Source organism: Aeromonas sp. 11P (assembly GCF_051920165.1).
Classification (GTDB): domain Bacteria; phylum Pseudomonadota; class Gammaproteobacteria; order Enterobacterales; family Aeromonadaceae; genus Aeromonas; species Aeromonas veronii.
Genome location: NZ_JBQBDJ010000004.1, coordinates 4,551,048 through 4,577,227, shown reverse-complemented (window position 1 = coordinate 4,577,227; position 26,180 = coordinate 4,551,048). Strand labels below are relative to the sequence as shown.

Here is a 26,180-nt window from a genome sequence, read left to right as displayed (position 1 = left end):
CGCTTATCTCCCTGTCATCGGCTTAGCCAGGTGTCGAAAGTGTTGCAGCGCATTGTCGACAGCATCATCCATATCAAAATAGCGATACTCGGCAAGGCGGCCCAAAGCTATCAGTTGCGGGAACTGTGCCAATTCATCGCGGCAAGCCTGATAATGCTGCTTAGCTGAGTCGGTAAACAGCGGGTAGTAAGGCTCTACCCCCTGCTCAGGCTTATAGTCACAGGGATATTCGTACACGATACTGGTGCCGGGATGCTGTTGCCCGCTGAAATGCTTGAATTCGGTTATCCGAGTGAAGGTTTCTTCATTCGGATAATTGACGGTGGTGACAGGTTGAAATTGCTCTTGCGCCAGATGGCGATGTTCAAAACGCAGCGAGCGGTATGGCAGGCAATTCCCTTCTGCCGGCATCAACTGATCCAGCATACCGGTATAGATCAGTGGACCGTCGAAAGGCACACCATCCAACATCACCTGCTTCTGCTGCCAATCCAATCTGACACGCTGCACCATGGGGGTAGACAGCCGCACGTCAATCAGCGGGTGTGCGAGTATGCGCACAAACATGGCGGTATAGCCTGCGGCCGGCACCGCCTGCCAAGGGTCGGTGAAGTAGCGATCATCCCTGCTGACCACAACGGGTACCCGCGCCGTCACCTCGGGGGAGATCTGCTCGGGCGGTACCCCCCACTGTTTGCTGGTGTAGTTGACGAAAGCTTTCTGATAGATGAAATCTGCCAATTCACCCAGCAGGGGATGCACCTCTTTGCGCAGTTCCAGAATAGGCACTCTGGCACCATCACCAAACCGGGTTCGCAGGGCCTCAATCATGGCGCCGGCCTTGTCGGCGGGGAAACAGCGCTCGATGCTGGTCAAGTTGAACGGGATCGGCACCAACTGCCCGTCGATGCGTGACAACACACGATGCTCATAAGGCTGCCACTCGGTAAACTGCGACAGGTAATCCCAGACCTCCTTATTATCGGTATGGAAGAGGTGCGGTCCATAGCGATGGATCAACACCCCATGCTCATCATACTCGTCAAAGCAGTTGCCACCGATATGATCGCGCTGTTCCAGCACAAGTACCTTCCAACCGAGCTGGCTGGCCATTCGCTCAGCCATGACGGCACCGGAAAGCCCGGCGCCAATGACGATCGCCTGATAACTCATGCAGCCTCTCCAAACAGTTGTTGCATGACCCGTGCTGGATGGGCCCGCTGCGCCCACGCCAGTTGATGTCTCTCATCGAAGAACCAGCCTGGCGCCAGCTTCGCAACCTCAGTAACTGACTGTTCGATAAGTTGCGTGAAGCGGGCAACGTCATCCTGCCGCAGAAAGTAGAGTGCGGCAGAGTAATAGTGATGGGCACGCCCCTGGGCAATGGCCACGGGATCCGCCCCAAACGCAGCGGCGTTATCACAGGCGCGCAGCAGATCGCGCAGCGACTGTTCACGACGTTCAGCCGATTTGCGGGTTTGCCCTCCAAAGCTCTGGGTATGGAAGCGATAGCGGCCCAATAATTCGGGGATAAAATCCAGCGTCCCCGGATTGTGGGAGAGGTTCAAGATGTGCCAGGGATAATCGAGGATGATCTTGCACCCCTCATCGATGGCATTTTCCATCCCTTCATAACGGCGAAACATAATGGAACTGGCATTGACGAACACCCCGAAACGGATCAATGCCTCCCGCGTCATCACTAGTTCGAGATAGCGAGCATTGTAATAATCGCGGGTGAAGAGCTTGATTCGTGCGCCAGTTTCATCATCAAACATCTCCGCTTCGTGGTAGCAAAGGGTGCAGCCAGTGTGCGTATCAAGATAATCGGCCTGGCTCTGCAGCTTGCCCGGCAGAGCCAGATCATCCCCGTCGACATAGGCGATGTATTCACCGGTAGCCTCTCTCAGCAAGCGTTTCTGGGTCTTGGCCAACCCCATATTCTGCGAGTTCTGTAGTGCCTTGAGTTGCGGCCACTGCCGTGCCAGCCGCTGCATGATGGACCAGGAGTCATCGCTCGAGCCGTCATCAATGGCAATGACCTCAAAATCGAAATTGGTTTGCTGTTCCAGCAAACTAAGCAGACAGGGCTCGATAAAGCGCCCGAGGTTATACACCGGCACCAGTACGCTGACTTTCATAGAGAATCCAGAAGTAGAGTAAAAAAGAAGCGAATTGGAGAAAATGGACAAGGCTACCGCACGGTCTATGTCAACCCTTCCTGCCCTTCATGGCAATATCTATTGCAAGAGCCGTGCCTGACCAAGTTAATTCATTGATATGACTTGATTTATGTGACCTGGCATCCACTATTCAATGCGAGCAAGCCGACGGCTGCAGACCACCAGCATGTCGATGCCGTCCCAGAGCCATTCGAATACCAGCGCCTGTCCCGGACTTGCCACCCTATCGATACGGCAGCAAGGCGACAGCTGTAACGCACACTCAAGCCGCGTTTTATCTGGCCCAACCCAGACACAGGTCTGCATATCCCAAGGCTGTAACAGCAACTCATCAAGGGTATCGGCAACAAATTCGGCAACTGTACCTCCTCCGATGTGTTCAAGCCGCAAAGAGGCGGTGGGAGTCAATAAGGTGACGCCAGCAAAGCTCTCCAGCTGCATCTGACCATCGAGAGCGGCATTTTGTTGACTATTGATAAGGCGTTCCATCATCAGGGCAGGGCTGTCTGCAAAGGGGGCAAAGACAGCTTCGAGCAAGCGACGGCGCAACACACTATCGGGAGTGCCCAACCAGCAAATTGTGGTGGGCGAGGCGCAGGCTTGCTGATTGAAGCGAGTAAAGTCTTGTTGCAAAGCCGCAACCAATTGCCGCCACGCGGCAGCATCCAGGCTGGCGAGCCATTGGCTATCAAATACCGCCATGGAGCGACGATCCGGAAACACGATTTCCTGAGCGCGGGGTGAAAGCGGAATAGCCCGTACCCGACCGATGGTTTCATCCCCCCCCCAGACGATGCGCAGGCGGCATCGGGTCGACAGCCAGGCGGTAATGCGTTCGTCATGGTCATAACGGATAAAGCGGGTACGCGAGGCAATCTCTTGCCACTCAGAGAGAGAGAAAAGCTCGTTCAGGATGGTCAACATGGCCTCTTGCACCGGATCGATACGCGTTGAGAGGCGAACTACGGAACCATTGCCCATCAGCAGCGCCATGATCCAGGAGTAGAAGGCGACAGTCGGCACGTTGGAGGGTACCAGATGAAAAACCATCCCCAGCGGGGCGCGCCCTGCCATGCGTTTACGCTGTACCTCAATCTGGCGCGGCCGCAACCAAAAACCAAAAGCGGCCAGATCCGGGTTCTCTCGCCCCTCCAGCTGCAGACGTGCAGAGAGCGCAGCCACAAAGTCACCTATGACGGGCGCAAAGCTTGGCAGCGGGCGAGTAACAAAACCTTGCCAGCCGCTGACGGGAGCCGCGAAAGCGACCTCTGGCCCCGCTTGCCAGATGGCATCTTCTGCATCTGACCGGCTCACTGGAAAGTGTCGCTGCATCCCCTCACCTCGGCGCCTTGCTGACGTCCTGATACATGAAAATAACGGCCACGACGACCGCAGGAACAATCATCCTCACCCACTAGGACACCAAGATCTTCGCTGAGTAGACTGTGACCGGGATAACTTTGAGGAATGGCCGAGAGCACCTGCAACAGACCGGGCTGGCCGATCCCGAGCGGCTGGTGAGTCAACGGATCCCGCACCAGCAGATCGGCAAAGAGAGGCGCATGCAGATGGCCATGTTCGCACTCGACAAACACCGACCCCACCTGCTCCACCATGCCATAGAAGTTGTGCACCCGACTCAGCCCCAGATGTTCATGGCAACGCTGCTTGAAAGCTGGATTATCCACCGCGAGGTGTTGCAGCTTCTTCCAGCCACCGCTGTGAAAAAGCGTGCCCTGCGTCAGCGGCAGTTGCAGACCGCGCTCACGCAGCGGCTCCAGCAGACATTGCCACACCATGAAGGTGAAGCCGAACAACAGAACCGGCTGGCCCGCATATTTGTCACAAAAGGCCTCGATGACAGGCCAGTTGGGCAGCATCTGCTCATCGAGGGCATAAGTATGGTCACGGCCAAGGAAGGAGAGCCCCAGCGCACCGGCGCCGCGGGCTGAAAAACCGCTGCGGTTTTGGATAAGGGCAGGTTGCTCCACCAGCAGCATGGGCAACCGTTGCTTGCCGACAAACTCTTGCAGGATCTTCACCAGCACCTTGCTCTGCAGGGCGGCGGTCTCCCTGTCCAGCACAATGCGTGACGGCGTCCCCGTGGTACCCGACGAGGTGAGCACCTTGAATACTTCTTCTTGCGGCACACTCTGCCATTGGGCCAATTTGAACAGGCGAGCGGCCAGATAGGGAAGCTCTTGGTACGTCGAAGCCTGACCCCAGCCAAACGCCGACAGAATATTGGCAAATGCTGGGCAACACTGCCCATGGCGCAGCGTCAATTCATTCAGGCGAGCAAGGAGCAGCCCACTTTTTTCATGTTGGGGCAGCCCGAAAACCGGTGCATCAAACAGCTTGTTCATAGTTGCTCCAGCTCTCTCAATAGGGCCGGATAATCAATCTTCATATTGCTGCGTCGTGGCAAATGATGTTGGTAGATACGCACGCTTGATGGCGGCACCATCAGCCAGCGGGCCAGCTCAAGCTGTAGTGCGTCACTGGGGTTCGCGTCTGCCTCGATGGCCACCAACAGGTGATCATCGCAGCCGGTCGCGGCGCAGGAATAGCCCCTCCCCTGCAACCAGGTTTCCACTTCAGCCAAGCTCACCCGTTTGCCAAACAGCTTCAGGAAACGGTTGAGTCGCCCGGTCAGATAGAAGCGGCCCGCCTCATCACAACGAGCCAGATCTCCGGTAAAGAGCGCATCCATATCACGCCCACGCGCCAGATCTTCAGGGCGCTCGGCATAGCCAAGCATCACGTTTGGCCCTTGGTAAACCAGCTCCCCCTCCCCGTCAGGAAAGCCGGGCTCATGACGCAGAGAGAGACGCCCGCCCGGTACAGCACGGCCGATGGCATCGGGGGCAATCATCACTTCATCGTGCGCCAACCAGGCAATGCGCGGTGCAGCTTCAGTCTGGCCATACATCACGAAAAAACGGCGTCCCAACGCAACTGCCTGCTCGGCAAATTGCTTTGCCAGCGCCGGCTCAAGCCGCCCTCCGGCCTGGGTCAGTGTCATCAGACTGGGATAACGCGCCCAGTCAAAACGCAAGCGGTTTAGCATCTGAAAGGTAAACGGTACCCCCGCCACGCTGGTGACCTGATGACGATTGACCTCATCCCAGAATTGGCGCTCAAGGGGGCTGGCAGTGCATGAAACCAGAGAGGCGCCAGCCAAAAGATGGCTGTTGAGCACCGACATACCGAAGGAGTAAAAAAGTGGCAATGAGGTGATGGCTCGCTCACCCCCGTTCAGCACCAGATATTCGGCGATGGCCGCGGCATTGGCATCAAGATTGGTTCGCGACAATCGCACCCATTTGCAGGAGCCGGTACTGCCCGATGTCGGCAGCAGCATGGCCAGCTCAGGGTGAAGCGAGGGCGCATCGCCAAGATGCGCAACTGCCCCATCCTCCAATACCCGCAGACTGACACTAAAGCGCTGGCACTGCTCATGGTGCAACTGGGCATCCTGTGCAGGATCGGCCAGCATAATGGCGTGGCCATCACGCAGGGCCAGCAAGTAGTGAAGCAGATGCAGGGTGGATGTCACAAATGGCAGGTAGACCAAATGGCGACCGGCAGGGTAGATGGTGGCCAACTGCGCCACACGCCGGGCCAGTTCACTATAACTAAGCCACCCCTCTTGCGGGTCTCGCCAGGCTGGCTCGTCATTACTTTCAACCAGATGTGTCAACAAATCAGGCTGGCTCAAATCACCATCCCTCCATCGACCCCAATCACCTGCCCGGTCACATAACTCGACAAGTCGGATGCAAGAAACAGGGCCACCTTGGCCACTTCATCTGGCGTGCCAATCCGTCCCATGGCGATGCTGGCCACCCGCTCGGCAAACTTATCTTGCGGGATGGCATGCGCCATATCGGTATCGATAAAACCGGGAGCAATGGCATTGACCCGGATCCGGCTGACGGCCAGCTCCTTGGCAAGTGACTGGGTAATGCCAATCACCGCCGCCTTGCTGCCGGCATAGCTGCTGAGCCCCGCCGCCCCCACCTGCCCCATCAGGGAGGCGAGATTGATGATGCTGCCGCCACCGCAGCGCTGCATCAGGCGGGCGGCATACTGGCTGCAGTAGATCACGCTAAAGGTATTGTTGCTGAATGTCTTTTGCAGATGGGTCTGGTTCGCCATCCCCAATAACGCCTCTTCCAGCATGCCAGCATTGTTGATCAGCACGTCCAGCTGGCGAGTCTGAGCAAACAACTGCTGAAAGGCCTGCTTGACCGCCAACGGATCAGCCACATCAAAACAGAGGGGCTGGCAGGGCACGCCAAACTCTGAACCAAGCTCGGTCGCCAGCTGGCTCATCGCAACCTCATCACGGCCACCCAGCCACAATTCGGCCCCCTGAGAAGCAAACTGGCGGGCGATGGCAAGACCGATGCCACGCCCGGCACCGGTGATCAACACCCGCTTGCCCTGCAACAGCCCCGTCATCAGAAAGCGATCCCGTATTTGGCCAGGATCTCGCGCGCCTTGCCGACCGAGCTCATGTCGATAATGTCATCGGTGTCAAGCAATACGCCGTAGTTATCCTCCAACTGGGCAATCAGCCCCATGTGGGCGACAGAATCCCACTGCGGGATACTGTTGTAGGCCAGCCCATCGCTGACGCTGCCGATATCGAGACCCAGCGCCTCGGCAAAAACCTGTTCCAATGCGATTGTCATCTGAAAAATCTCCGTAGCCGCTCACGGGCGGCATAGTAATCCGCAGGCTGCAATTCCAATGCAATAAATCCGTTCTCTTGCCCTATCTGGCGGTAACCCAGTTGTTCATTCAAGCGCAGGGCCGAGCGATTGTTCTCCCGAACCAGGGTGCGGATACAACCGATGTGCAACTCATCAAACCCCTGATCAAGCTGAGATAAGGCAGCAGCAACGGCCAACATGGGATGCCGCACGGTCGAGTTGCCCAGATAGAGTCCCGCATCGGCAATCGCCTGACCCTGCAGCTTGCCATGGCACTCACCTTTCAGATTGACGTAACCCGCTCGCACGCCCTTGCACCAGAGCACCCAGTGCTGCTGATCCCACCGCTCACGGGTAGCGGTGAACCATTGGCGCTGCTGCCGTGGCGAAATACGCGTCTGAGATACCATCTGCATTCGCACCTCATCCTGATTGCGCCAACGCCGCAAAGCGGGAAGATCCCACGGCTCTATCGGGCGTAACTCAACGCCATAGCTCATCTTCAACGCCATCCACTTTTCATGATCTGTCTCTCTTATCGACCACACTGCTGCCATTCCGTAGCAAAAATCGATAATACAAGCAGAAAAACCAGTATAATATCAAAAATAATCAAAGAGTTGTCATCGATTATCCTGGCTTTGGCCAGTCATTGATCCAACGGAGAGAGCCCATCATGGCCATCGCCATTATCCCGGCCCGGGGTGGTAGCAAACGCATTCCACGCAAGAATATCCGCCCCTTCTGTGGTCAGCCCATGCTCGCCTATGCCGTCCAGGCGGCGCAAAAATCTGGCTGTTTCAGCAAGGTGGTGGTCTCCACCGATGATGAGGAGATTGCCGCAGTAGCTCGTCAACTGGGCGCGGATGTGCCATTTCTGCGGCCAGCCAACCTCGCCGATGATCACACAGGTACCACCCCTGTGGTGATCGACACCATCCAGCGACTCGACCAGCTCGGCATCCAGGCAGAGCACTACTGCTGCATCTATGCCACTGTCCCGCTTATTCAAGCCGATGACTTGAAGGCCGCCCATCAGCGACTGATCGCAAGTAATGCTCCATTTGTCTACACGGTGGCCGAATTCGGCTTCCCGATCCAGCGGGCGGTGCGCATGGACGAACAGGGACGAGTCACGCCGTTCTGGCCGGAGCAGATGGCGAAACGCTCCCAGGATCTCGAGCCGGCCTATCAGGATGCAGGTCAGTTCTATTGGGGGACGCGGGCTGCCTGGTTGGGCGGGATCAGCCCCATCGGTGGAGAGGGGATCGGCCATATTCTGCCAAGACACAGAGTGGTCGATATCGATACGCCGGAAGATTGGCATCTGGCCGAACTGCTCTATCAAGTGTTGGCCCAAGATGGCGTTTAAGGTTGCCTTCCGGCTCGACGCCGGGGCCGAGATTGGGCTGGGTCATCTGATGCGCTGTCTGGCCATCGCCGATCGGCTGAAAACGGCTGGCGCCGAGTGCCACTTTCTCTGCTATCAACTACCGACTCACCTGCTGCCACTGCTGCAATCCCACCAGCATCACCCCCTTTGCGCTCTGGACGATGCAGGCCCCTTGTCCATCTTGCGCCCAGCGTGGCTGGTGTGTGATCACTACCAGATTGATCGGCAGATCGAGCAGACACTGGCAATCCACTGTGGTCAGTTGCTGGTGATCGACGATCTGGCCGATCGCCCTCATCATGGTCAGTTACTGCTGGATCAGGGGCCACTACGCAGCGCCGCCGATTACCAGTCACTCGCTCCTGCCGACTGTCGGCTGCTGCTGGGCACCGACTATGCTCTGTTGCGCCCTGCCTATCGCCAGCTTGCACGCCAAAAGGTCAGCCGGTGGCAACGTGGCCTCATCTGCTTTGGCGGTGCCGATCCGGCCGGAGCCTGTCTCACGACCCTCAACAGCCTGGTTCGACTGCCTTGGGCCCGCACTATCCAGTGGACCCTGGTGGCGGGCGGCGCCAATCCCTTCTGGCCCGAACTGGAACAGAGAGTGGCTGAACTGGCCGACCTTGATTTGGTGCTGCTGCTCCAGAGCGACCAGATGGCCGACCTGATGAGCCAGCACGACTTCGCCATCGGCGCTGCGGGGGGCATGACCTGGGAGCGGGCCTGTCTCGGCCTGCCGACCCTGGCGGTGCCCATCGTCGACAATCAGCAGTTCAACGACGAAGTGATCGCCAGCTTCCAGTTGGCCGAGCGGCTGACCCTGAGCGAGCTGGCCGAGCCTGAGCGGCTGCTGCCAGCCCTGCAACGACTTGAACAACAGTCAGACGATTACCGCCGCCGCGGCCAGCAGCAGGTGGACGGGCTGGGGCTGGATCGCCTCACCGCCAGGCTGCTACCACAACCCGATTATCAACTGATACCAGATTGCCAACAGTGGCAACTACGCCATGATGACAAACCACTGCTAACCCTGACTCTGGACGGCCAACATCTGACATGGCAGGCCGCCCGGCCACTTCAACCAACTGAGTGGCAAGAGCTGGCACATCGCTTGCAAACAATTTTCTCCCAATTTCCCCTCTATCTTGCCGAGCCACCGCAGATAGCGCCCCCTGCCCCTTGGCAGCCGGCGCCGCAAGGCTGGCAACTTGGCATAGGAATCTGAACACAGATGCAGATCGATCATCGCCCCATCAACCAGGAACAGGCCCCCTATGTGATTGCCGAACTGTCGGCCAACCACAATGGCAATCTGGACCGCGCCCTGGCCATTATGACCGCAGCCAAAGCAGCGGGTGCCAGCGCCGTCAAGCTGCAAACCTACCGCCCGGATACCATCACCCTCAAAAGTGATCGACCGGAATTTCAGATCCACGGCGGTTTGTGGGATGGCCACAGCCTCTATGACCTTTATGAGTGGGCGCACACCCCGTGGGAGTGGCACCAGGCGCTGTTTGCCAAAGGGCGCGAGCTGGGGCTGACGGTCTTTAGCAGTCCGTTCGACTTCAGCGCGGTGGATCTGCTGGAATCCCTCGACTGCCCGGCCTACAAGATCGCCTCCTTCGAGCTGGTGGACTTGCCCCTCATCCGCTACGCCGCCCAGACCGGCAAGCCGCTCATCATGTCTACCGGCATGGCGAACGAGGCCGAGATCGCCGCTGCGGTCGAGATGGCGCTCAAGCATGGCAACGGCCAGCTGGCACTGTTGCACTGTGTCAGCGGTTACCCGGCCCCAGCCGCCGAATACAACCTGCGTACCATCCCTATGTTGCGCCAGCGCTTCGGGGTCGAGGTGGGGCTCTCCGATCACACTCTGGGATCGGCCACGGCCATCGCCGCCACTGCGCTCGGGGCAACTCTGATCGAGAAGCACTTCACCCTGGCCCGCGCCGACGGCGGGCCGGATTGCGCCTTCTCCATGGAGCCGGCGGAACTTACCGAACTGGTAACCTCGGTCAATACCGCCCATGCCGCCCTCGGGGTGGCCGATTACCAGCTCACCGCCAGTGAACAGGGTAACCGTGCGTTTCGCCGCTCCCTCTATCTGGTCAAGGAGATGGTAGCCGGCGAGGTGCTCACCGCAGAGCACATCAAGTCGGTGCGCCCCGCCCTCGGCCTGCCCCCCGCCGATTACGATCGGCTCATCGGCAAGCGGGTCAGCCGAGACATGGCAGCCAATCAGCCTCTCAACTGGGAGTGGATTGCACAAGATGAATGAAGATCTATTGCGCCACCATCTGGCCATAATCGAACAGCGTTGGCCACGGCTTGCAGCCCACCTCACGGTGGCACAGCTGGACGATCTGCAGGTGGAGTTGTGTGAAGGCCTCAGCAGCACACTGCTGGTCAATGGCATCCAGCTTACCAGCCGCCATGACCGGGTGGCCGAGGCAGAACTGCAAGCGGCAACTCTTCCCGATGTACCCGTGCTGCATCTTTATGGCACCGGACTCGGCGATCTGCAGAAGGTGCTGCTGGCACGCCCTCGGTTAGAAACCCTCCATATCCATATCATGCACCACAATCTCTTCACTCTGGTGCTGGCCTTGCTCGAGCACGACGAGTGGCTGCAAGACCCCAGGGTAGAGCTGAGCCTCGCTGCCGATGAACAGGAGATTGTCCTCCCCTTCTTCGCCCTCCCCAGCGAACTGGAGTTGGCCGAAGATGCGGCCTGCCGTATTCGTGGTCGACTGGTGAGCGAAGTGATGGCGACTTACACCAGGCAACGCTTCGTCCCCGACTTGCCGCGCATTACCAGGCGACTGACCGAGAATCTGCCACTTGTGGGTGAAGATGGCGATGTTGCCACGCTTTTTGGCTCACACCCGGATGCTACTGCACTGGTCATCGCCAGCGGTCCCAGCCTGCAACACCACCTCCCTCGCCTTGCAGGCTTGTTGCAGCGACATCCCGAGTGGAAGGTACTCTGTGTCGATACTGCGCTCGCCCCTCTGCGACAATACGGCATCAGTGTGGATCTGGTCGTAACTATCGACGACGCTCTGACTCCGGATCGGCTGGCAAGCCTGGGGCTCACCTCGGTTCCTCTGGTATATGCCCCCATGGTGCCCCATGAGACGCTCGCAAGTTGGCAAGGGCCGCGTTTTACCGCCTACTCCATCAGCCCCGTGTATGAACAACTTCGTCACACTCATCCCAAAGGGTTACTCCATCAAGGAGGCAGCGTGATCCATCCCACCGTCGATCTCGCCGTCAAGATGGGTTGTCGAGAGATCATTCTGCTCGGCTGTGACTTCGCCTTCCCCGGTGGCCAGACCCATACCGGCTGGGATGATGGTGCTTTAGGCCCAGTTGCGAGTCAGGCTCTTAGCTGGGTGCTGGATGGTCATGGTCAGCGCGTCAGCACCAACCCCAATTTCACCACCTATCAGATCGAACTTGAGCGCTATATTGCAAGCCACCCGGAGGTCAAATTCTGGAACAGCAGCCGCGACGGCGCCGCCCTACTCGGTTGTGACTATCATCCGGAGCTGATGCAATGACTATCACAGAGCAGTGCATTGCACTGGCACACAATTTTCGTCTTGGCCTTCATGTAGAGAGTGCGCTGCAGCTACCGGCTCTGGTAGAGCAGGCCTTGCATACTCTACCTCCTGAGCACCAAGGCGATGCCGTGACCATAGTGAGTGCCCTGCTGGCTTGTCAGGAGCGCCATGACTGGCTGGGATTGGCCGACTGGCTTGAAGGAGAGCTGGCTGCTCTCCTGACGGTCGCCTCAGAAACGAGCCCCTCCTGACATCCGGATCGGAGATAGCAGCCAATCCATTGGTACGCTACTCAGACATTTGATGACAGCAACCACACCGACATTTAAACGGAATTTTTTGATATTGCAGAACATTTAACGGATTTAATCGCATGAGCGAAATCACCAAACAAAAACACCTATCCATCTGGACGTCTATCTTGACCAGGCGAGGTTAACTCACTACTGTGGGCCCCCCGATGCGGCAGGATGCCCGCCCTGTTTTCCCCCTATCCCTATCCGATACAGGTACAAAGCAGTTCATGACAGGAGGTCATTGTTCAATTTCAGAGGAACACATGATCCAGATCCAACCCAGTGCCAGGGCCTTGTTGCCACTTCTGGTTTTTCTCGCACTCTTTATCGGTACCGGTACCTGGCTGACCCTGCAGGGGGTCGAATTCGCCTTCTATCAGCTGCCCGCTCCGGTTGCTGCCCTGCCTGCGGTGATGCTCGCCCTGCTGCTTGGCAAAGAGAGCTTCAACAGCAATCTGGAGACCTTCTTCAAGGGGGTTGGCCACAGCAATATCATGGCGATGTGCCTTATCTATCTGCTGGCGGGTGCCTTTGCCAGCGTGGCCAAGGCCACCGGCGGGGTTGATGCCACCGTGGCGCTGGGCCTGTCGCTCATCCCTGGCTGGGCGCTGTTGCCCGGACTGTTCCTCATCTCTGCCTTTATTGCTACCGCCATGGGTACCTCCATGGGCACCATAGGTGCCGTGGCCCCCGTGGCGCTGGGCGTGGCGCAGGCAGCTGGCATCGATCCGGTGCTGATGGCAGGCACCATTCTCTCCGGCGCCATGTTTGGCGATAACCTCTCCATCATCTCCGACACCACCATAGCGGCCACCCGCAGTCAGGGGTGCGAGATGAAGGATAAGTTCCGCGAGAACTTCAAGATTGCCGCCCCTGCCGCCATCGCAGTGATCCTGCTCTATCTGACCCTGGGGTCAGTGGGTGAATCCCCTGCCAGCGGCAGCGCCATCGAGCTGTTCAAGGTGATGCCTTATCTGCTGATCCTGGGGCTGGCGCTCGCCGGAGTGAATGTGTTTGTGGTGCTGGGGGTCGGTATTCTGGCCGCCGGAGCAGTGGGCATGATCAACGGCTACGCCATCGGTCAGTTCAGCAAGGATATCTATCAGGGCTTTACCGGCATGCAGGAGATCTTCCTGCTCTCCATGCTGATCGGCGGTCTCGGCGCCCTGATGGAGCGTCAGGGTGGACTGGCCTGGATCAGCGAGCGCATCAGCGCCCTGATTGCCCGTTTCACTCGCGAGCACAATGGTGAACAGAACGAGAAAGCCGCCGAGCTCGGCATCGCCGGGGTGGTGAGCCTCACCAACCTCTGCACCGCCAACAACACGGTGGCTATTATCGTCGCCAGCAAGGTGGCCCGGGATCTGGCCGAACACCACGGTGTCACCCCGCGCCGCGCCGCCTCCATGCTGGATATCTTCTCCTGCGTGGTACAGGGTCTGATCCCTTGGGGCGCACAGGCGCTGCTGCTGGGCTCCATCTTTGCCCTGTCACCGCTGGCGGTAGTGAGCATGAGTTTCTACCCGATGGCACTCGCGGTAGCGGCACTCATTGCAGTGTTTGTGAAGCACCAGATGCGCGGCAAGGCTGACAAGTAACTGACCAGAGTCTGGCGCGCCGACATGCTGTCAACAGGGGCCACACCCTGGCCCTTGTTGACTCACTAACGGATCAGCCAGCATTTATCCCACCGTTCCGGGCATCAGCCGTCCGGGGCGGGAGTTCCCCTGCCCCCCTTAACGTCAAGAGTGAATGTGCTAAGGTAGAGCGCGTTCAAGCCATCGATGCGCAGCTATACCAGAGGTTCCCCATGCATGAGTCCCAACCCGAACGTCAATCCCTGCGCCAACTGGTTCGTCAACGCCGCAAAAATCTGAGTCCGGCCGAGCAGCAGGCGGCGGCCCAAGAGCTGCTGGCCCAGTTCAAGCAACACCCCGAGATCCTCGCCGCCAAACGCATTGCCCTCTATCTGGCCAATGACGGGGAGATCAACCCCTTGCCCACCATCCATTGGCTGTGGGCCCAGCACAAAGAGGTCTACCTGCCGGTGCTCCACCCCTTTACCCCGGGTCACCTGCTTTTTTTGCGCTACACCGCCACCAGTCCCATGGTGCGCAACCGCTACGGCATCGAAGAGCCCGAGCTGGATATCCTGCAGGTAGTGCCCCACAGCACGCTCGATCTTATCTACACCCCGCTGGTCGCCTTCGATGCTCAAGGTAATCGCCTTGGCATGGGGGGCGGCTACTACGATCGCACTCTCGCCATCTGGCATGAGCACAAACTGGGCCCCAAGCCACTCGGCATTGCCCACGACTGCCAGCAGGTAGATGCCATCCCGCAAGAGGAGTGGGATGTGCCGCTGCCCCAAATCATCACCCCGAGCCACTGCTGGCGCTTTGAATAGGCTGTTTTTGGCCGGTAACCCCGGCTTTGTGCGCGCAAACGCAGAATAAACAGGCAAACGATTTACAAAGTCCCTCTTTTTGCCCCGGAACGTGAGCAACAAGGTCGCGACGGGGTACCGGGTTGGATATAATGCGCCCGCTTTTTTCTTAAGGAACGATCATGACTCAAGATGAAATGAAGAAGGCGGCCGGTTGGGCTGCGCTCAAGTATGTGGTTCCCGGCACCATCGTCGGGGTGGGCACCGGCTCTACCGTCAACCACTTTATCGACGCGCTGGCGACCATGAAGGACGAGATCAAGGGGGCGGTATCCAGCTCCGTGGCCTCTACCGAGCGCCTCAAGGGCTTCGGCATCACCGTATATGATCTCAACGAGATCGACGCCCTCTCCGTCTATGTGGATGGCGCCGACGAGATCAACGCAACCCGCGACATGATCAAGGGCGGTGGCGCAGCCCTGACCCGCGAGAAGATCGTTGCCGCCGTCGCTGACAAGTTCATCTGCATCATCGACAACACCAAGACCGTCGACGTGCTGGGCCAGTTCCCGCTGCCGGTGGAAGTGATCCCGATGGCCCGCGAATACGTGGCCCGCGAAATTCGCAAACTGGGTGGTAACCCGGTGTGGCGTGAAGGGGTAGTCACCGACAACGGCAACCACATTCTGGATGTGAAAGGCATGGCCATTACCGACGCCAAGGCGTTGGAAGTGCGACTGAACGCCATTGTTGGCGTGGTCACCAACGGCCTGTTCGCCGCGCGCGGCGCCGATGTGGTCCTGATCGGTACGCCGGACGGCGTGATTACCCAGTAATCCCGACACCGGCAGCACAGTGCAGCGGCATCCTCCCTCGCACGCCAGCGCCACTCTGCAACCTCTGACGCAGCAGCGGCGTTGATTGAGCCCCATGATGGGATATGACCCAAACATTGCACTGTGAATAAATGACGGCGCCTGATGGCGCCGTTTTTATTTATCCCTCAACAAGTTGCATACAGATGTTTACAACATTCGTTGATAACTTCAAAGAATTTGACTTTCGTCACAAATATTCCCTCTCCCAAACGTTTTTGCTACTTTACGGTTTTCTTCGCACACCAAATCTGCACTTACGTTTGCACATACAGAGGGATCGTCATGACTGCCAAGTTTTCGTTGGACAAGGATAAAATCAAGGTTCTGCTGCTGGAGGGAGTCCATCCCAACACCGTAGAGACCTTTCGTGCCGCAGGTTACACCAGTGTGGAGTATCTCAAGACCTCTCTTTCCGAAGAGGAGCTGATCGAGCAGATCCGCGACGTCCATTTCATCGGGCTGCGCTCCCGGACCCAGATCACCGAGAAGGTACTCGATGCCGCCAACAAGCTGGTCGCCATCGGCTGCTTCTGCATCGGTACCAACCAGGTCGAGCTGGAAGCGGCCCAGATCCGCGGTATTCCGGTCTTCAACGCCCCCTTCTCCAACACCCGCTCGGTCGCCGAGCTGGTTCTGGGCGAGATCCTGCTGCTGCTGCGCGGCATCCCCGAGAAGAACGCCAAGTGCCATCGCGGCGTGTGGGAAAAACTGGCCAACCGCTCGGTGGAAGCCCGCGGCAAGAAGCTCGGCATCATCGGCTACGGCCACATTGGTACCCAGCTTGGCATCATCGCCGAGAGCATCGGCATGAAAGTTTATTACTACGATATCGAGAACAAGCTCTCGCTGGGCAACGCCATTCAGGTGCCGAGCATGGTCGAGCTGCTCAATATGTCTGACGTCATCAGCCTGCACGTACCGGAGACCGCCTCCACCAAGAACATGATCGGTGCCGAGCAGCTGCGGATGATGAAACCGGGCGCCATCTTTATCAACGCCGCCCGCGGTACCGTGGTGGATATCGATGCGCTGGCTGACGTCATCAAGAGCGGCCATATTGCCGGCGCCGCCATCGACGTCTTCCCGGTCGAGCCCAAGTCAAATGACGAGGAGTTCCAAAGCCCGCTGCGTGGGCTGGAAAACGTCATCCTGACCCCGCACATCGGTGGCACCACCCATGAAGCGCAGGAGAACATCGGGCTGGAAGTGGCCAACAAGCTGGTCAAATACTCCGACAACGGCTCCACCCTCTCCGCCGTCAACTTCCCGGAAGTGTCGCTGCCGGGCCACAAGGGCTCCAGCCGTCTGCTGCACATTCACCGCAACCAGCCGGGTGTGATGAACCAGATCAACCAGATCTTCGCCGAAGAGGGGATCAACATCGCCGGTCAATACCTGCAGACCAGCAGCCATATCGGTTACGTGGTGATCGACGTGGAGACCGAGCACAGCGAGAAGGCGCTCGCCAAGCTCAAGGAGATCAACGGCACCATCCGTGCCCGCATCCTCCACTGATAGACCCTTATCTGCGCAGCAAAAAGCCCGTCGTGATGACGGGCTTTTGTATGAAGCAGAACCTAAAGGGCAGCGTAGTGGCTTACCACCACCCCAACAGGTTGCGGCCCACCAGTGCCCCCCATACCAGGGCATTGAGGGCCAACGCGATAAAGACGGCGGCGGAGCCCAAATCCTTGGCGCGACCGGAGAGCTCATGATGCTCGGAGCCAACCCTGTCTACCACAGCTTCAATGGCGGAGTTGAGGATCTCGACGATCACCACCAGCCAGCTGATGACGATAAGCAGCAGGATCTGGTTGAGAGAATCCCCCAGCCAGAAGGCAAGTGGCATCAGCAACAGGATCAGCATCAGCTCCTGCCGAAAAGCCGCCTCGTTAATCCAGGCTGACTTGAGCCCCTTCATGCTGTAACCGGTTGCGTTGATGATGCGGGTGACCCCGGTTGCCCCTGGCTTTGCCACGCTAACTACCTCATTTGGAATCGATTTTGGCCTCACATCCTATCAGAGCCCCCCAAGGTTTCAATCAGGGGACTTTTGCTTTATTTTATCTCTTTGCTTTTTCGCCCCTTGCGGCTGACACCACCCACTCGAGACTTGAGTTGTATGTCCATTCACACAGATGAATTGCGCACCCGTCGCCTGGAGTCACTGATCACTCCGAGCGAGCTTGCACACGCGTTTCCGATCACCGATACCATTGCCCAGAATCTGCTGGATGCCCGTCGCGAAGTGGAAGCCATTCTGGCCGGAGACGATCAGCGCCTGCTGGTCATTGTCGGCCCCTGCTCTATCCATGATCCCGCTGCTGCTCGCGAGTATGCCCAGCGCCTCAACGCCCTGCGCGAGCAGTATAAAGAGAGCCTCTGCATCGTGATGCGCACCTATTTCGAGAAGCCGCGCACCATCGTCGGCTGGAAAGGGCTGATCAACGATCCGCGCCTCGATGGCAGCTTCGACGTCAACGAAGGGCTGAAACTGGCGCGCAAACTGCTGGTCGACATCAACGAGATCGGCATGCCCACCGCCACCGAATTCCTCGATATGGTGACCGGCCAGTATATTGCCGACCTCATCACCTGGGGCGCAATCGGCGCACGTACCACCGAATCCCAGGTACACCGCGAGATGGCTTCGGCTCTCTCCTGCCCGGTCGGCTTCAAGAACGGCACCGACGGCAATACCCGCATCGCCATCGATGCTGTGCGCGCCGCCCGTCACAGCCACATCTTCTATTCGCCGGACAAAGACGGCAAGATGACCATCTACCGCACCGCCGGTAACCCCTTTGGTCATGTGATCCTGCGGGGCGGCCACCGCCCCAACTACGACACCGCCAGTGTCGATGAAGCGTGTGAAGCGCTCGCCGATGTGGGCCTGCCGGAGCGTCTGGTGGTCGATTTCAGCCACGGCAACAGCATGAAGGATCACCGCCGTCAGCTGCTGGTGGCGCAAGATATCTGCGATCAGCTGCGCCGCGGCCGTACCGGCATCGCCGGCATCATGGCCGAAAGCTTCCTGGTGGAAGGGCGTCAGGATGTGGAGAACGGCTGCGCCGCTACCTTTGGCCAGAGCATCACCGATGCTTGTCTATCGTGGAACGATACCGAAACCCTGCTGGCCATGCTGGCCGAAGCCGCGCTGGTGCGATTGAACAAAGCAAACCTGCGGTAAGACTGCGACATCACCCTTCGGCCAGAGCAAACAAGTTTGAACTGCACATAAAAACCAAGGGGCCGGTATTGTTGATACCGGCCCCTTCTTCTTGCTGTCAGCCGATGACGCTTCGCTAATCGGCCCTACATGCGCCCTCTTTCCTATCCCCCCTACTTACAAACTGGGCATAAACCACACGCGCCCTGCCGCTTCGATGCGGTCGGTGCGGATCTGGAACACCTGCGCCAGCAGAGCCTCATCCACCAGCTCGACACCCCCTTCGCGCACTACAGCGCCCCCTTGCAGGCAGAGAATGCGGTCGGCCCAGTCGATGGCCAGATTGATATCGTGGATGGCGAGCACTACAAGCAAGCCCTGCCCGGCCAGGGTTTTCAGCAATCGCAATAGCGCCAGCTGGTGATGCAGGTCGAGCCCAGCCAGCGGCTCGTCCAGCAGCAACACCTTGCCGGTCGGATTGATGCTCGGCCACACCTGCAGCAGGGTGCGGGCAATCAGCACCCGCTGCTGCTCGCCCCCCGACAACCGGCTGAAGTCACGAGCCAACAAGGCTTCCAGCTCCAATGCCTCGCACAGTGCATTTATCGCCTCGCTCTGCCTGGCGGGCGCAACCGCCTCATCGAGCCCCAGGCTCAACACCTGAAACACCGGAATATGAAACAGCTGGGGCTGACGCTGGGGCAACATAGCGCGCCGTTTGGCAAGCTCGGGCCAACTCAGGTCAGTAAGCACTTCCCCCTCAGCAGTACTGTGCCTTTAGCGGGCAAAATCCCCGCCAACGCGCCGAGCAGGGTTGATTTGCCACTGCCATTGGGGCCGAGCAGCGCCACCAGCTGGCCGCCATGCCAGCGCAGATCGAGGGGGGAGAGCCGCCCAGCAATGGCGAGCGAGTGCGCCTCCAGCAGCGGCGCAGCAGCAACAGAGATGGGATCAGCAGGCGACATCGGCATCTTGCCTCAACAACGGGTAAATAAGGAGACTGCGCGCCCCGACCAAATCATGCAGATATTCATGCCGCATCATCGGCAGTTTGCCTCAATAGCAGGTAGATAAAGAGCGGCGCCCCCACCGAGGCGGTGATGACGCCGATAGGCAACTCCCCCGCGCTCAGGGTGGATCGAGCAACCAGATCGGCCGCCAGCAGCAGGGCCCCGCCGCCAAGCGCCGAGGCAGGCAGCAGAAAGCGCTGATCGCTGCCACCGCAGAGCCGCAGCAGATGGGGCACTACCAACCCGACAAAACCGATAACACCGCACAACGACACCGCCACACCGGTCAGCAGACAGACCGCCAGCACCAACCGCACCCGCATCTTGTCCACATCCATCCCCATCAGGCGGGCCTGAGTCTCCCCCAACAACAACTGTTGCAACGCCTGGCCCTGCCAACAGAGCCAGCCCAAGGTGAGCGGCAGCACCAGCCACCACCAGCCGAACTGCTGGCTGCCGTAAGAGAGGCTGCCCATCATCCAGAACATGAATTCACGCAAGGAGCCATCGTCGGCAAAGTACATCAACCAGGTCATGGCGGCATTGGTAAGAATACCGATGGCGACGCCAAACAGTAACAAACGGGCATGACCGAGACGCGCCCGGCGAGCCAGCCGAATGAGCAGCATGGTCACCAGCAGGGCGCCACCGAAGGCCGCCAGCGACAGCCCCCAGCCGGGCAGATAGAGGCCGAGGGACTTGGCCACCGCCATCGCCACCATGGCGGCCAGGCCTGCCCCGCTTGAGACGCCAAGCAGCCCGGGTTCGGCCACCGGGTTGTGCAGCATCACCTGCAATACGGCGCCGCCACAGGCAAGGGCTGCGCCAGCCAAGAGGGCCAGCAAGGCACGCGGCAGACGCAGCTCCAGCAAGATGCGCTGTTCGAGATCGCCAAGGGGCTGCCAGGGCAGCAGCACAAACTCGCCCCAGACGAGGGAGAAGAGAAACAGCAGCAAGGTCAGCAGCGTCAGGCCACAGAGCCAGCGCCGCTGCCAGCGCTGCTGGCGGGCGATAAGGGAGAGGTACAAGGAGGATCCCCGAATAACAAGGCTTCCCCCCGGCCCTGTCACAGCGCCGGGGAGAAGCAGGAAAAGGGCATGATAACAGTGGCTTGCCACCCAAGGTCAAGGCTGGTAACGCTTGGCCATCACGCTTATCTCGCCGCTGGCCACCAGATTTTGCAGCGCCACCAGCAAGGGCTGGCGCAGCGACTGGTGAGGTGAGTGCTTGCTCATCCCCAGATAGAGGGTCACCGGCGTGGCGGGGCGGTAGTCCGCCTTGCCTATCCGGCTGGCATTTCCCTGACTCAGGGCATAGTCCACCTGACAGTCGGTGCCAATCATCAGCGGCAGGTGACCGCGCTGCACCATGCGCAGCAGCTGATCTTCGGTGGGTACTCCGTGCTTGTCGAGGCGGCTGTCACTGTTGAAGGGCTCAAAGTAGGCGGAGTTGAGCACATAGCCCACCTTAACCCCCTGCAGATCGCGATATTGGTGGATCCGGGCCACATTGACCGGCTGACCATAAAACGCGGGCCAGCACTGGTAGTAGGCAGGCTGCAGATAGTCGATAAACTGCGCCCGCTCGGTGGTATAGGCGAGGCCAATCATCAGATCGACCTGACCGGTCTGCATCTGCTTGAGCGCCCTGCCCCACGGCATCCGCCGTACCTGCAACTCAATGCCGCTCGCCTGTTGCAACCGGCGCAGGATGTCCATGTCGAGCCCCTGCAACCGGCCATCCGCTTGCAGGATGCGAAATGGCGGCCACAGATCGGTGGCAACCGTCAGCGTCGGGGCCGCACGCACCGGCATGGCAAATAACAGTAACAACACTATCCCGCATAACTTGCCCATCCCGTCGCATACCTCGCACGGCTTATCCTGTTGGTTAAAAATACCCTCCCGCACCACGTATGAAAACCCGTGGTTCAGGGATAAAATGCGCCGGATTTTCAAGGAGAACCCTATGAACCCGATTTTCACCAGTATCAGTCTGCTGCTCTGCAGCAACGTCTTTATGACCTTCGCCTGGTACGCTCACCTCAAGAGCATGAACCACAAACCCTGGATCATTGCCGCCCTGGTGAGTTGGGGTATCGCCCTGTTCGAATACCTGCTGCAAGTGCCCGCCAACCGCATTGGCCATACGGTGATGAGCGTGGGCCAGCTGAAAATCTTGCAAGAAGTGATCACACTCACCGTATTCGTCCCCTTCTCTATCTTCTATCTCAAGGAAGATCTGAAATGGGACTATCTCTGGGCAGGGCTCTGCATTCTCGGTGCGGTCTTTTTTGTCTTTCGCGAGAAACTGACCGGCGCCTGACGCTGTACACTCAATATCATCCCGCTCATGGCATCTCATTGATCGACGAGGCAAAAAAATGGAATTGCGAGACATGTTACAGATCCTGGCCAAGCAGGATGGCTCAGACCTCTATCTGTCGACCGGCGCCCCCCCCTGCGCCAAGTTTAACGGCGGCCTGCGCCCCCTCAACGAAACGCCGCTGGAGCCAGGGGAAGTGGCGCGGATCGCCGCCGAGATCATGGATGGCGAGCAGAAGCAGCAGTTCGAGAAGGATCTGGAGATGAACCTCGCCATCTCCCTGCCCCAGATCGGCCGCTTTCGGGTCAACATCTTCAAGCAGCGCAACGAAGTCTCTCTGGTGGCCCGCAACATCAAGACCGACATCCCCCGCTTTGAAGATCTCAAACTCCCGCCTGTGCTGCTCGACACCATCATGGAAAAACGTGGTCTGGTGCTGTTTGTCGGCGGTACCGGCTCGGGCAAATCCACTTCGCTGGCGGCGCTTATCGACCACCGCAACCGCAACAGCGGCGGCCATATCATCACCATCGAGGATCCGGTGGAGTTCGTTCATCGTCACCGCAAGAGCATCATCAACCAGCGGGAAGTGGGCGTGGATACCCGCAGCTTCCACGCTGCGCTGAAAAACACCCTGCGTCAGGCGCCGGACGTCATTCTTATCGGCGAGATCCGCGATCGCGAGACCATGGAGCACGCGCTGGCCTTCTCCGAAACCGGCCACCTTGCCATTTCCACCCTGCACGCCAACAACGCCAACCAGGCGCTGGATCGCATCATCAACTTCTTCCCCGAGGAGCGCCGCCCACAGCTGCTCAACGATCTGGGCAACAACCTCAAGGCTTTTGTCTCCCAGCGGCTGGTGAAAACCACCGATGGTGGCCGCCGGGCCGCAGTGGAGATCATGCTCGGCACCCACACCATCCGTGACATGATCAAGCGCGGCGAATTTGGCGGCCTGAAAGAGGTGATGGAAAAATCCAAGGCCCTCGGCATGGTCACCTTCGACAGCGCCCTGTTCGATCTGGTGGTGGAAGGGGTGATCGAGGAGGAGGAGGCGGTGAAAAATGCCGACTCGGCCAACAACCTGCGCCTCAAGATCAAGCTGTGGAAGGAGAAGGGACAGATTGCCAGCAGCAGCGATGCCACCGGCTGGAGCCTCGAACCCACCAAGGACGAGAAGGGCGATTTTTTCTAACTAGCCCCTCGAGAACCCCGGGCCAGCCCGGGGTTCTCTTTATCCCGCACGGCTGACCCGACTTATCCCTCAGCTCACGCAGCTCATAGCCAGTCAGCACCAACGGCGAACGCGCTGGCAATACGCCACATACTCGTCGCCGAAACGGGCGCGCAGCAGCCGCTCCTCCGGCATGATCTGAAAGCGAGTCAGCCAGGCCACCAGCACGATTGGCCCAACCCAGACCCATATACCACCGAGATAACAGCCCCAGGCGGCCAGCCAGCAGAGCAGCCCCAAATACATGGGATTGCGGCTGAAGCGATAGACGCCACAGGTCACCAGACGACTGGTGTGCTGCGGTTTGGTGGGGCTGACAGTGGTCTGGTGGTGACGAAACCGCTGCAGGGCACCAAAGCCCATGATGGCCCCCGCCACGACCAGCATAGCCATCAGCGCCATTGCCCAGATGCCGGGCTGACTCTCCCCTCTTAGCCACCACATGGCCCCGGCACAGAGCAGAAAGATCAGCGGTGGTGGCAAACGTAACTCAAGATTGACCATTTTATTCCCCTGACGAGTGTCGGCCGAACCCGTGTTGCGGTAGACTCCCAACCAGTCAGCGCCTGTTGAGAGTGACAAAGATCATAATAATAACAACAAGTTGTGGTTAAACCACCACCAATGTGGCCGACCCCGTCCAAACTATCCAACGCGAACAACAAAAAGGAATCACCATGCACAAGAAAACTCTGCTGGCTACCCTGATCTTCGGCCTGCTCGCGGGCCAAGCCGTTGCGGCTCCCTATCTGCCCCTTGCGACGGATCATCGCAACGGCCAGGAGCAAACCGCCAGCAACGCCTGGTTGGAAGTGGATCTGGGCGCCTTTGAACACAATATCCAGACCCTCAAGGATCGCCTCGGCGACAAGGGCCCGCAGATCTGCGCCATCATGAAGGCCGACGCTTACGGTCATGGCATCGACCTGCTGGTCCCCTCCGTGGTCAAGGCCAATATCCCCTGCATCGGCATCGCCAGCAACGAAGAGGCCCGCGTCGCCCGCGAGAAGGGCTTTACCGGCCGTCTGATGCGGGTGCGTGCCGCCACTCCGGATGAAGTAGAGCAGGCCCTTCCCTACAAGATGGAGGAGCTGGTCGGCAGTCTGGTCAGTGCCCAGGGTATCGCCGATATCGCCCAGCGTCACCACACCACCATTCCGGTGCATATCGCGCTCAACTCCGCCGGCATGAGCCGCAACGGCATCGACCTGCGTCTGGCCGATGCCAAGCAGGATGCGCTGGCTATGCTCAAGCTCAAGGGGATCACTCCGGTCGGCATCATGACCCACTTCCCGGTTGAGGAGAAAGAGGACGTCAAGATGGGGCTGGCCCAGTTCAAACTGGACTCCCAGTGGCTGCTGGAAGCGGGCAAGCTGGATCGCAGCAAGATCACCATCCACGCCGCCAACTCCTTCGCCACTCTGGCCGTGCCGGACGCCTACTTCGACATGGTGCGCCCGGGTGGCCTGCTCTACGGCGACTCGATCCCCTCCCATACCGAGTACAAGCGGGTGATGGCGTTCAAGACCCAGGTTGCCTCTGTCAACCACTTTGCAGCGGGCAACACCGTCGGTTATGACCGCACCTTTACCCTCAAGCGTGACTCCTGGCTCGCCAACCTGCCGCTGGGCTACTCCGATGGCTATCGCCGCTCCCTGAGCAACAAAGCCTATGTGCTGATCCAGGGTCAGAAGGTGCCGGTGGTCGGCAAGACCTCCATGAACACCATCATGGTGGACGTGACCGACCTGAAAGGGGTGAAACCCGGCGACGAGGTGGTGCTGTTTGGCCGTCAGGGTGACGCCGAAGTGAAACAGGCGGATCTGGAGGAGTACAACGGCGCCCTGCTGGCGGACATGTACACCATCTGGGGCTACACCAACCCCAAGAAGATCAAACGCTGATCACGCGATATGAAAAAGGGCTCCCGCGGGAGCCCTTGTTGTTATTGCTTCATTGTCTGCCGCGCTCAAGCGGCCTTTTTACGGGTCACAAACAGACTCAGCCCCATGGATGCCAGCAGGATCAGCGCGACTACACCAAGCGCAATGCCGGTCGGGATTTTGAAGATATCCAGCAGCAGCATCTTGACCCCGATAAACATCAGGATCAGCGCCAGACCGTATTTGAGCAGGGCGAAGCGATCAGCCACACCGGCCAGCAGGAAGTACATGGCGCGCAGACCCATGATGGCGAAGATGTTGGAGGTCAGCACGATGAAGGGATCCGTGGTCACCGCGAAGATGGCCGGGATACTGTCCACCGCGAAAATGAGGTCGCTCACCTCCACCAGCACCAGAATGAGCAGCAGCGGGGTGGCATAGCGCACACCGTCACGCCAGACGAAGAACTTCTCCCCTTCCAGGGTCTCGGTCACCTTGAAACGACGGCGCATCCAGCCCAGCAGCGGGTTGTTGGCCAGATCCGGCTCCTTGTCGGCCGCCCACAGCATCTTGGCACCGGTCAGCAGCAGGAAGGCGCCAAACAGGTAGAGGATCCAGTGGAACTGTTCGATGAGCCAGCTGCCCGCGAACACCATACCGGCACGCATCACGATGGCACCCAGTACCCCGTAGAGCAGCACCCGGCGCTGCAGCTCGGCCGGAATGGCAAAGTAACCGAACAGCATCAGCCAGACGAAGACGTTGTCCACTGCCAGCGCTTTCTCGATGAGGTAGCCGGTGAGGAACTCCAGCCCCTTCTGATTGGCGATTTCACGGCCCGCGCTGTGATCCAGCCAGAGCCAGATAGCCAGGTTGAAGAGCAGAGCAACACTGATCCAGATGAGGGACCAGACGCCCGCCTCTTTGAGAGATACCTTGTGTGACTTGCCGCCACCGACAAAGCGTATGTCTATCCATAACAGGACCAGCACTATGCTGAAGAAACCGGCCCACATCCACCATTCACCCATTTTCACTTCTCCCAAAAACGACAAAACCCACGACCGAGAGGCGTGGGTTTGCGTTTGGAGCAGATACACCTTGCCTCTCGGCAAGGTCTCACTTACAGCTGA

Annotated in this window: 26 protein-coding genes and 1 pseudogene; 13 read left to right on the top strand and 14 right to left on the bottom strand. The window is 59.0% G+C overall.

Going from position 1 to position 26,180, the window contains the following annotated elements; translation table 11 throughout:
- Positions 1-3 precede the first annotated feature (3 nt).
- The 8 genes from glf to ACTG1P_RS21180 all read right to left on the bottom strand — a co-directional run bounded on the left by glf (position 4) and on the right by ACTG1P_RS21180 (position 7,416).
- Positions 4-1,173, bottom strand: coding sequence for a UDP-galactopyranose mutase (gene glf / locus ACTG1P_RS21215; protein ID WP_440002185.1), 1,170 nt, complete (start codon positions 1,171-1,173; stop codon positions 4-6).
- The gene (locus ACTG1P_RS21210; protein ID WP_440002184.1) at positions 1,170-2,141 is read right to left on the bottom strand and encodes a glycosyltransferase family 2 protein; all 972 of its coding nucleotides are present in this window, start codon (positions 2,139-2,141) and stop codon (positions 1,170-1,172) included. The genes glf and ACTG1P_RS21210 overlap by 4 nt, the downstream gene beginning before the upstream one ends.
- 168 nt (positions 2,142-2,309) lie before the next feature.
- On the bottom strand, positions 2,310-3,515 hold the full coding sequence (locus ACTG1P_RS21205) for an acyl-CoA reductase (protein ID WP_440002183.1): 1,206 nt from the start codon (positions 3,513-3,515) through the stop codon (positions 2,310-2,312).
- The gene (locus ACTG1P_RS21200) at positions 3,494-4,549 is read right to left on the bottom strand and encodes a LuxE/PaaK family acyltransferase (RefSeq protein ID WP_440002182.1); all 1,056 of its coding nucleotides are present in this window, start codon (positions 4,547-4,549) and stop codon (positions 3,494-3,496) included. Before ACTG1P_RS21200 ends, ACTG1P_RS21205 begins: the two co-directional genes overlap by 22 nt.
- Positions 4,546-5,904, bottom strand: a complete 1,359-nt coding sequence (locus ACTG1P_RS21195) for an AMP-binding protein (RefSeq protein ID WP_440002181.1) — start codon at positions 5,902-5,904, stop codon at positions 4,546-4,548. Before ACTG1P_RS21195 ends, ACTG1P_RS21200 begins: the two co-directional genes overlap by 4 nt.
- Complete coding sequence (locus ACTG1P_RS21190; protein ID WP_440002180.1) at positions 5,901-6,650, bottom strand: SDR family NAD(P)-dependent oxidoreductase; 750 nt, start codon at positions 6,648-6,650, stop codon at positions 5,901-5,903. Before ACTG1P_RS21190 ends, ACTG1P_RS21195 begins: the two co-directional genes overlap by 4 nt.
- Entirely contained in the window at positions 6,650-6,883 is a 234-nt protein-coding gene (locus ACTG1P_RS21185; protein WP_440002179.1) for an acyl carrier protein, read from the bottom strand. The genes ACTG1P_RS21190 and ACTG1P_RS21185 overlap by 1 nt, the downstream gene beginning before the upstream one ends.
- Entirely contained in the window at positions 6,880-7,416 is a 537-nt protein-coding gene (locus tag ACTG1P_RS21180; protein WP_440002178.1) for a GNAT family N-acetyltransferase, read from the bottom strand. Before ACTG1P_RS21180 ends, ACTG1P_RS21185 begins: the two co-directional genes overlap by 4 nt.
- Positions 7,417-7,580: 164 nt before the next feature.
- On the opposite strand from ACTG1P_RS21180, the gene pseF reads away from it, so the two are divergent.
- From pseF to serA, 9 genes are all read left to right on the top strand, one after another.
- The gene (gene pseF, locus ACTG1P_RS21175; protein WP_440002177.1) at positions 7,581-8,276 is read left to right on the top strand and encodes a pseudaminic acid cytidylyltransferase; all 696 of its coding nucleotides are present in this window, start codon (positions 7,581-7,583) and stop codon (positions 8,274-8,276) included.
- Positions 8,266-9,522 (top strand): UDP-2,4-diacetamido-2,4,6-trideoxy-beta-L-altropyranose hydrolase, encoded by a 1,257-nt coding sequence (gene pseG, locus ACTG1P_RS21170; RefSeq protein WP_440002176.1) that lies wholly within the window; start codon positions 8,266-8,268, stop codon positions 9,520-9,522. The genes pseF and pseG overlap by 11 nt, the downstream gene beginning before the upstream one ends.
- 6 nt (positions 9,523-9,528) lie before the next feature.
- A complete protein-coding gene (pseI, locus tag ACTG1P_RS21165; RefSeq protein WP_440002175.1) occupies positions 9,529-10,575 on the top strand; it encodes a pseudaminic acid synthase in 1,047 nt (348 codons plus the stop codon).
- Positions 10,568-11,860: a motility associated factor glycosyltransferase family protein gene (locus ACTG1P_RS21160; protein ID WP_440002174.1), complete on the top strand. Its 1,293-nt coding sequence runs from the start codon at positions 10,568-10,570 to the stop codon at positions 11,858-11,860. The genes pseI and ACTG1P_RS21160 overlap by 8 nt, the downstream gene beginning before the upstream one ends.
- Entirely contained in the window at positions 11,857-12,114 is a 258-nt protein-coding gene (locus ACTG1P_RS21155) for a hypothetical protein (protein WP_440002173.1), read from the top strand. Before ACTG1P_RS21160 ends, ACTG1P_RS21155 begins: the two co-directional genes overlap by 4 nt.
- Positions 12,115-12,422: 308 nt before the next feature.
- The gene (locus ACTG1P_RS21150) at positions 12,423-13,757 is read left to right on the top strand and encodes a Na+/H+ antiporter NhaC family protein (RefSeq protein ID WP_440002172.1); all 1,335 of its coding nucleotides are present in this window, start codon (positions 12,423-12,425) and stop codon (positions 13,755-13,757) included.
- Between the two features lie 212 nt (positions 13,758-13,969).
- Entirely contained in the window at positions 13,970-14,566 is a 597-nt protein-coding gene (locus tag ACTG1P_RS21145) for a 5-formyltetrahydrofolate cyclo-ligase (protein ID WP_440002171.1), read from the top strand.
- Positions 14,567-14,727: 161 nt separating this feature from the next.
- Positions 14,728-15,381, top strand: coding sequence for a ribose-5-phosphate isomerase RpiA (gene rpiA / locus ACTG1P_RS21140; protein ID WP_005353106.1), 654 nt, complete (start codon positions 14,728-14,730; stop codon positions 15,379-15,381).
- 324 nt (positions 15,382-15,705) lie between these two features.
- The gene (gene serA, locus ACTG1P_RS21135; RefSeq protein ID WP_005337639.1) at positions 15,706-16,938 is read left to right on the top strand and encodes a phosphoglycerate dehydrogenase; all 1,233 of its coding nucleotides are present in this window, start codon (positions 15,706-15,708) and stop codon (positions 16,936-16,938) included.
- 82 nt (positions 16,939-17,020) lie between these two features.
- Here the strand turns inward: serA and ACTG1P_RS21130 are convergent, their stop codons facing one another.
- Positions 17,021-17,401 (bottom strand): diacylglycerol kinase, encoded by a 381-nt coding sequence (locus ACTG1P_RS21130; protein ID WP_005337641.1) that lies wholly within the window; start codon positions 17,399-17,401, stop codon positions 17,021-17,023.
- Between the two features lie 144 nt (positions 17,402-17,545).
- On the opposite strand from ACTG1P_RS21130, the gene ACTG1P_RS21125 reads away from it, so the two are divergent.
- The gene (locus tag ACTG1P_RS21125; protein WP_100646204.1) at positions 17,546-18,613 is read left to right on the top strand and encodes a 3-deoxy-7-phosphoheptulonate synthase; all 1,068 of its coding nucleotides are present in this window, start codon (positions 17,546-17,548) and stop codon (positions 18,611-18,613) included.
- 156 nt (positions 18,614-18,769) lie between these two features.
- On the opposite strand, the pseudogene ACTG1P_RS21120 reads toward ACTG1P_RS21125, so the two are convergent.
- The 3 genes and pseudogenes from ACTG1P_RS21120 to ACTG1P_RS21110 all read right to left on the bottom strand — a co-directional run bounded on the left by ACTG1P_RS21120 (position 18,770) and on the right by ACTG1P_RS21110 (position 21,458).
- Positions 18,770-19,557: pseudogene (locus ACTG1P_RS21120) on the bottom strand (ATP-binding cassette domain-containing protein).
- A gap of 65 nt (positions 19,558-19,622) precedes the next feature.
- Complete coding sequence (gene btuC, locus ACTG1P_RS21115; protein WP_440002170.1) at positions 19,623-20,630, bottom strand: vitamin B12 ABC transporter permease BtuC; 1,008 nt, start codon at positions 20,628-20,630, stop codon at positions 19,623-19,625.
- Positions 20,631-20,726: 96 nt separating this feature from the next.
- A complete protein-coding gene (locus tag ACTG1P_RS21110; protein WP_440002169.1) occupies positions 20,727-21,458 on the bottom strand; it encodes a substrate-binding periplasmic protein in 732 nt (243 codons plus the stop codon).
- A gap of 112 nt (positions 21,459-21,570) precedes the next feature.
- Here ACTG1P_RS21110 and ACTG1P_RS21105 point away from each other — a divergent pair, with 112 nt between their 5' ends.
- Complete coding sequence (locus tag ACTG1P_RS21105) at positions 21,571-21,927, top strand: DMT family protein (RefSeq protein WP_440002168.1); 357 nt, start codon at positions 21,571-21,573, stop codon at positions 21,925-21,927.
- Between the two features lie 58 nt (positions 21,928-21,985).
- Complete coding sequence (gene tapW, locus ACTG1P_RS21100) at positions 21,986-23,125, top strand: type IVa pilus ATPase TapW (RefSeq protein WP_005361600.1); 1,140 nt, start codon at positions 21,986-21,988, stop codon at positions 23,123-23,125.
- A 93-nt stretch (positions 23,126-23,218) separates the two neighbouring features.
- Here tapW and ACTG1P_RS21095 read toward each other — a convergent pair whose 3' ends face one another.
- A complete protein-coding gene (locus tag ACTG1P_RS21095; protein WP_139477725.1) occupies positions 23,219-23,668 on the bottom strand; it encodes a methyltransferase family protein in 450 nt (149 codons plus the stop codon).
- 173 nt (positions 23,669-23,841) lie between these two features.
- Between ACTG1P_RS21095 and alr the strand changes: the two genes are divergently transcribed.
- Complete coding sequence (gene alr, locus ACTG1P_RS21090; RefSeq protein ID WP_440002167.1) at positions 23,842-25,068, top strand: alanine racemase; 1,227 nt, start codon at positions 23,842-23,844, stop codon at positions 25,066-25,068.
- Between the two features lie 65 nt (positions 25,069-25,133).
- Here alr and ACTG1P_RS21085 read toward each other — a convergent pair whose 3' ends face one another.
- Entirely contained in the window at positions 25,134-26,078 is a 945-nt protein-coding gene (locus ACTG1P_RS21085) for a TerC family protein (protein WP_440002166.1), read from the bottom strand.
- Positions 26,079-26,180: the final 102 nt, after the last annotated feature.

Bases quoted from the DNA above. Each gene is read 5' to 3' on its own strand.
- glf (WP_440002185.1), bottom strand. From the start codon at position 1,173: ATGAGTTATCAGGCGATCGTCATTGGCGCCGGGCTTTCCGGTGCCGTC.
- ACTG1P_RS21210 (WP_440002184.1), bottom strand. From the start codon at position 2,141: ATGAAAGTCAGCGTACTGGTGCCGGTGTATAACCTCGGGCGCTTTATC.
- ACTG1P_RS21205 (WP_440002183.1), bottom strand. From the start codon at position 3,515: ATGCAGCGACACTTTCCAGTGAGCCGGTCAGATGCAGAAGATGCCATC.
- ACTG1P_RS21200 (WP_440002182.1), bottom strand. From the start codon at position 4,549: ATGAACAAGCTGTTTGATGCACCGGTTTTCGGGCTGCCCCAACATGAA.
- ACTG1P_RS21190 (WP_440002180.1), bottom strand. From the start codon at position 6,650: ATGACGGGGCTGTTGCAGGGCAAGCGGGTGTTGATCACCGGTGCCGGG.
- ACTG1P_RS21185 (WP_440002179.1), bottom strand. From the start codon at position 6,883: ATGACAATCGCATTGGAACAGGTTTTTGCCGAGGCGCTGGGTCTCGAT.
- ACTG1P_RS21180 (WP_440002178.1), bottom strand. From the start codon at position 7,416: ATGGCGTTGAAGATGAGCTATGGCGTTGAGTTACGCCCGATAGAGCCG.
- pseF (WP_440002177.1), top strand. From the start codon at position 7,581: ATGGCCATCGCCATTATCCCGGCCCGGGGTGGTAGCAAACGCATTCCA.
- pseG (WP_440002176.1), top strand. From the start codon at position 8,266: ATGGCGTTTAAGGTTGCCTTCCGGCTCGACGCCGGGGCCGAGATTGGG.
- pseI (WP_440002175.1), top strand. From the start codon at position 9,529: ATGCAGATCGATCATCGCCCCATCAACCAGGAACAGGCCCCCTATGTG.
- ACTG1P_RS21160 (WP_440002174.1), top strand. From the start codon at position 10,568: ATGAATGAAGATCTATTGCGCCACCATCTGGCCATAATCGAACAGCGT.
- ACTG1P_RS21155 (WP_440002173.1), top strand. From the start codon at position 11,857: ATGACTATCACAGAGCAGTGCATTGCACTGGCACACAATTTTCGTCTT.
- ACTG1P_RS21150 (WP_440002172.1), top strand. From the start codon at position 12,423: ATGATCCAGATCCAACCCAGTGCCAGGGCCTTGTTGCCACTTCTGGTT.
- ACTG1P_RS21145 (WP_440002171.1), top strand. From the start codon at position 13,970: ATGCATGAGTCCCAACCCGAACGTCAATCCCTGCGCCAACTGGTTCGT.
- rpiA (WP_005353106.1), top strand. From the start codon at position 14,728: ATGACTCAAGATGAAATGAAGAAGGCGGCCGGTTGGGCTGCGCTCAAG.
- serA (WP_005337639.1), top strand. From the start codon at position 15,706: ATGACTGCCAAGTTTTCGTTGGACAAGGATAAAATCAAGGTTCTGCTG.
- ACTG1P_RS21125 (WP_100646204.1), top strand. From the start codon at position 17,546: ATGTCCATTCACACAGATGAATTGCGCACCCGTCGCCTGGAGTCACTG.
- ACTG1P_RS21110 (WP_440002169.1), bottom strand. From the start codon at position 21,458: ATGGGCAAGTTATGCGGGATAGTGTTGTTACTGTTATTTGCCATGCCG.
- ACTG1P_RS21105 (WP_440002168.1), top strand. From the start codon at position 21,571: ATGAACCCGATTTTCACCAGTATCAGTCTGCTGCTCTGCAGCAACGTC.
- tapW (WP_005361600.1), top strand. From the start codon at position 21,986: ATGGAATTGCGAGACATGTTACAGATCCTGGCCAAGCAGGATGGCTCA.
- ACTG1P_RS21095 (WP_139477725.1), bottom strand. From the start codon at position 23,668: ATGGTCAATCTTGAGTTACGTTTGCCACCACCGCTGATCTTTCTGCTC.
- alr (WP_440002167.1), top strand. From the start codon at position 23,842: ATGCACAAGAAAACTCTGCTGGCTACCCTGATCTTCGGCCTGCTCGCG.
- ACTG1P_RS21085 (WP_440002166.1), bottom strand. From the start codon at position 26,078: ATGGGTGAATGGTGGATGTGGGCCGGTTTCTTCAGCATAGTGCTGGTC.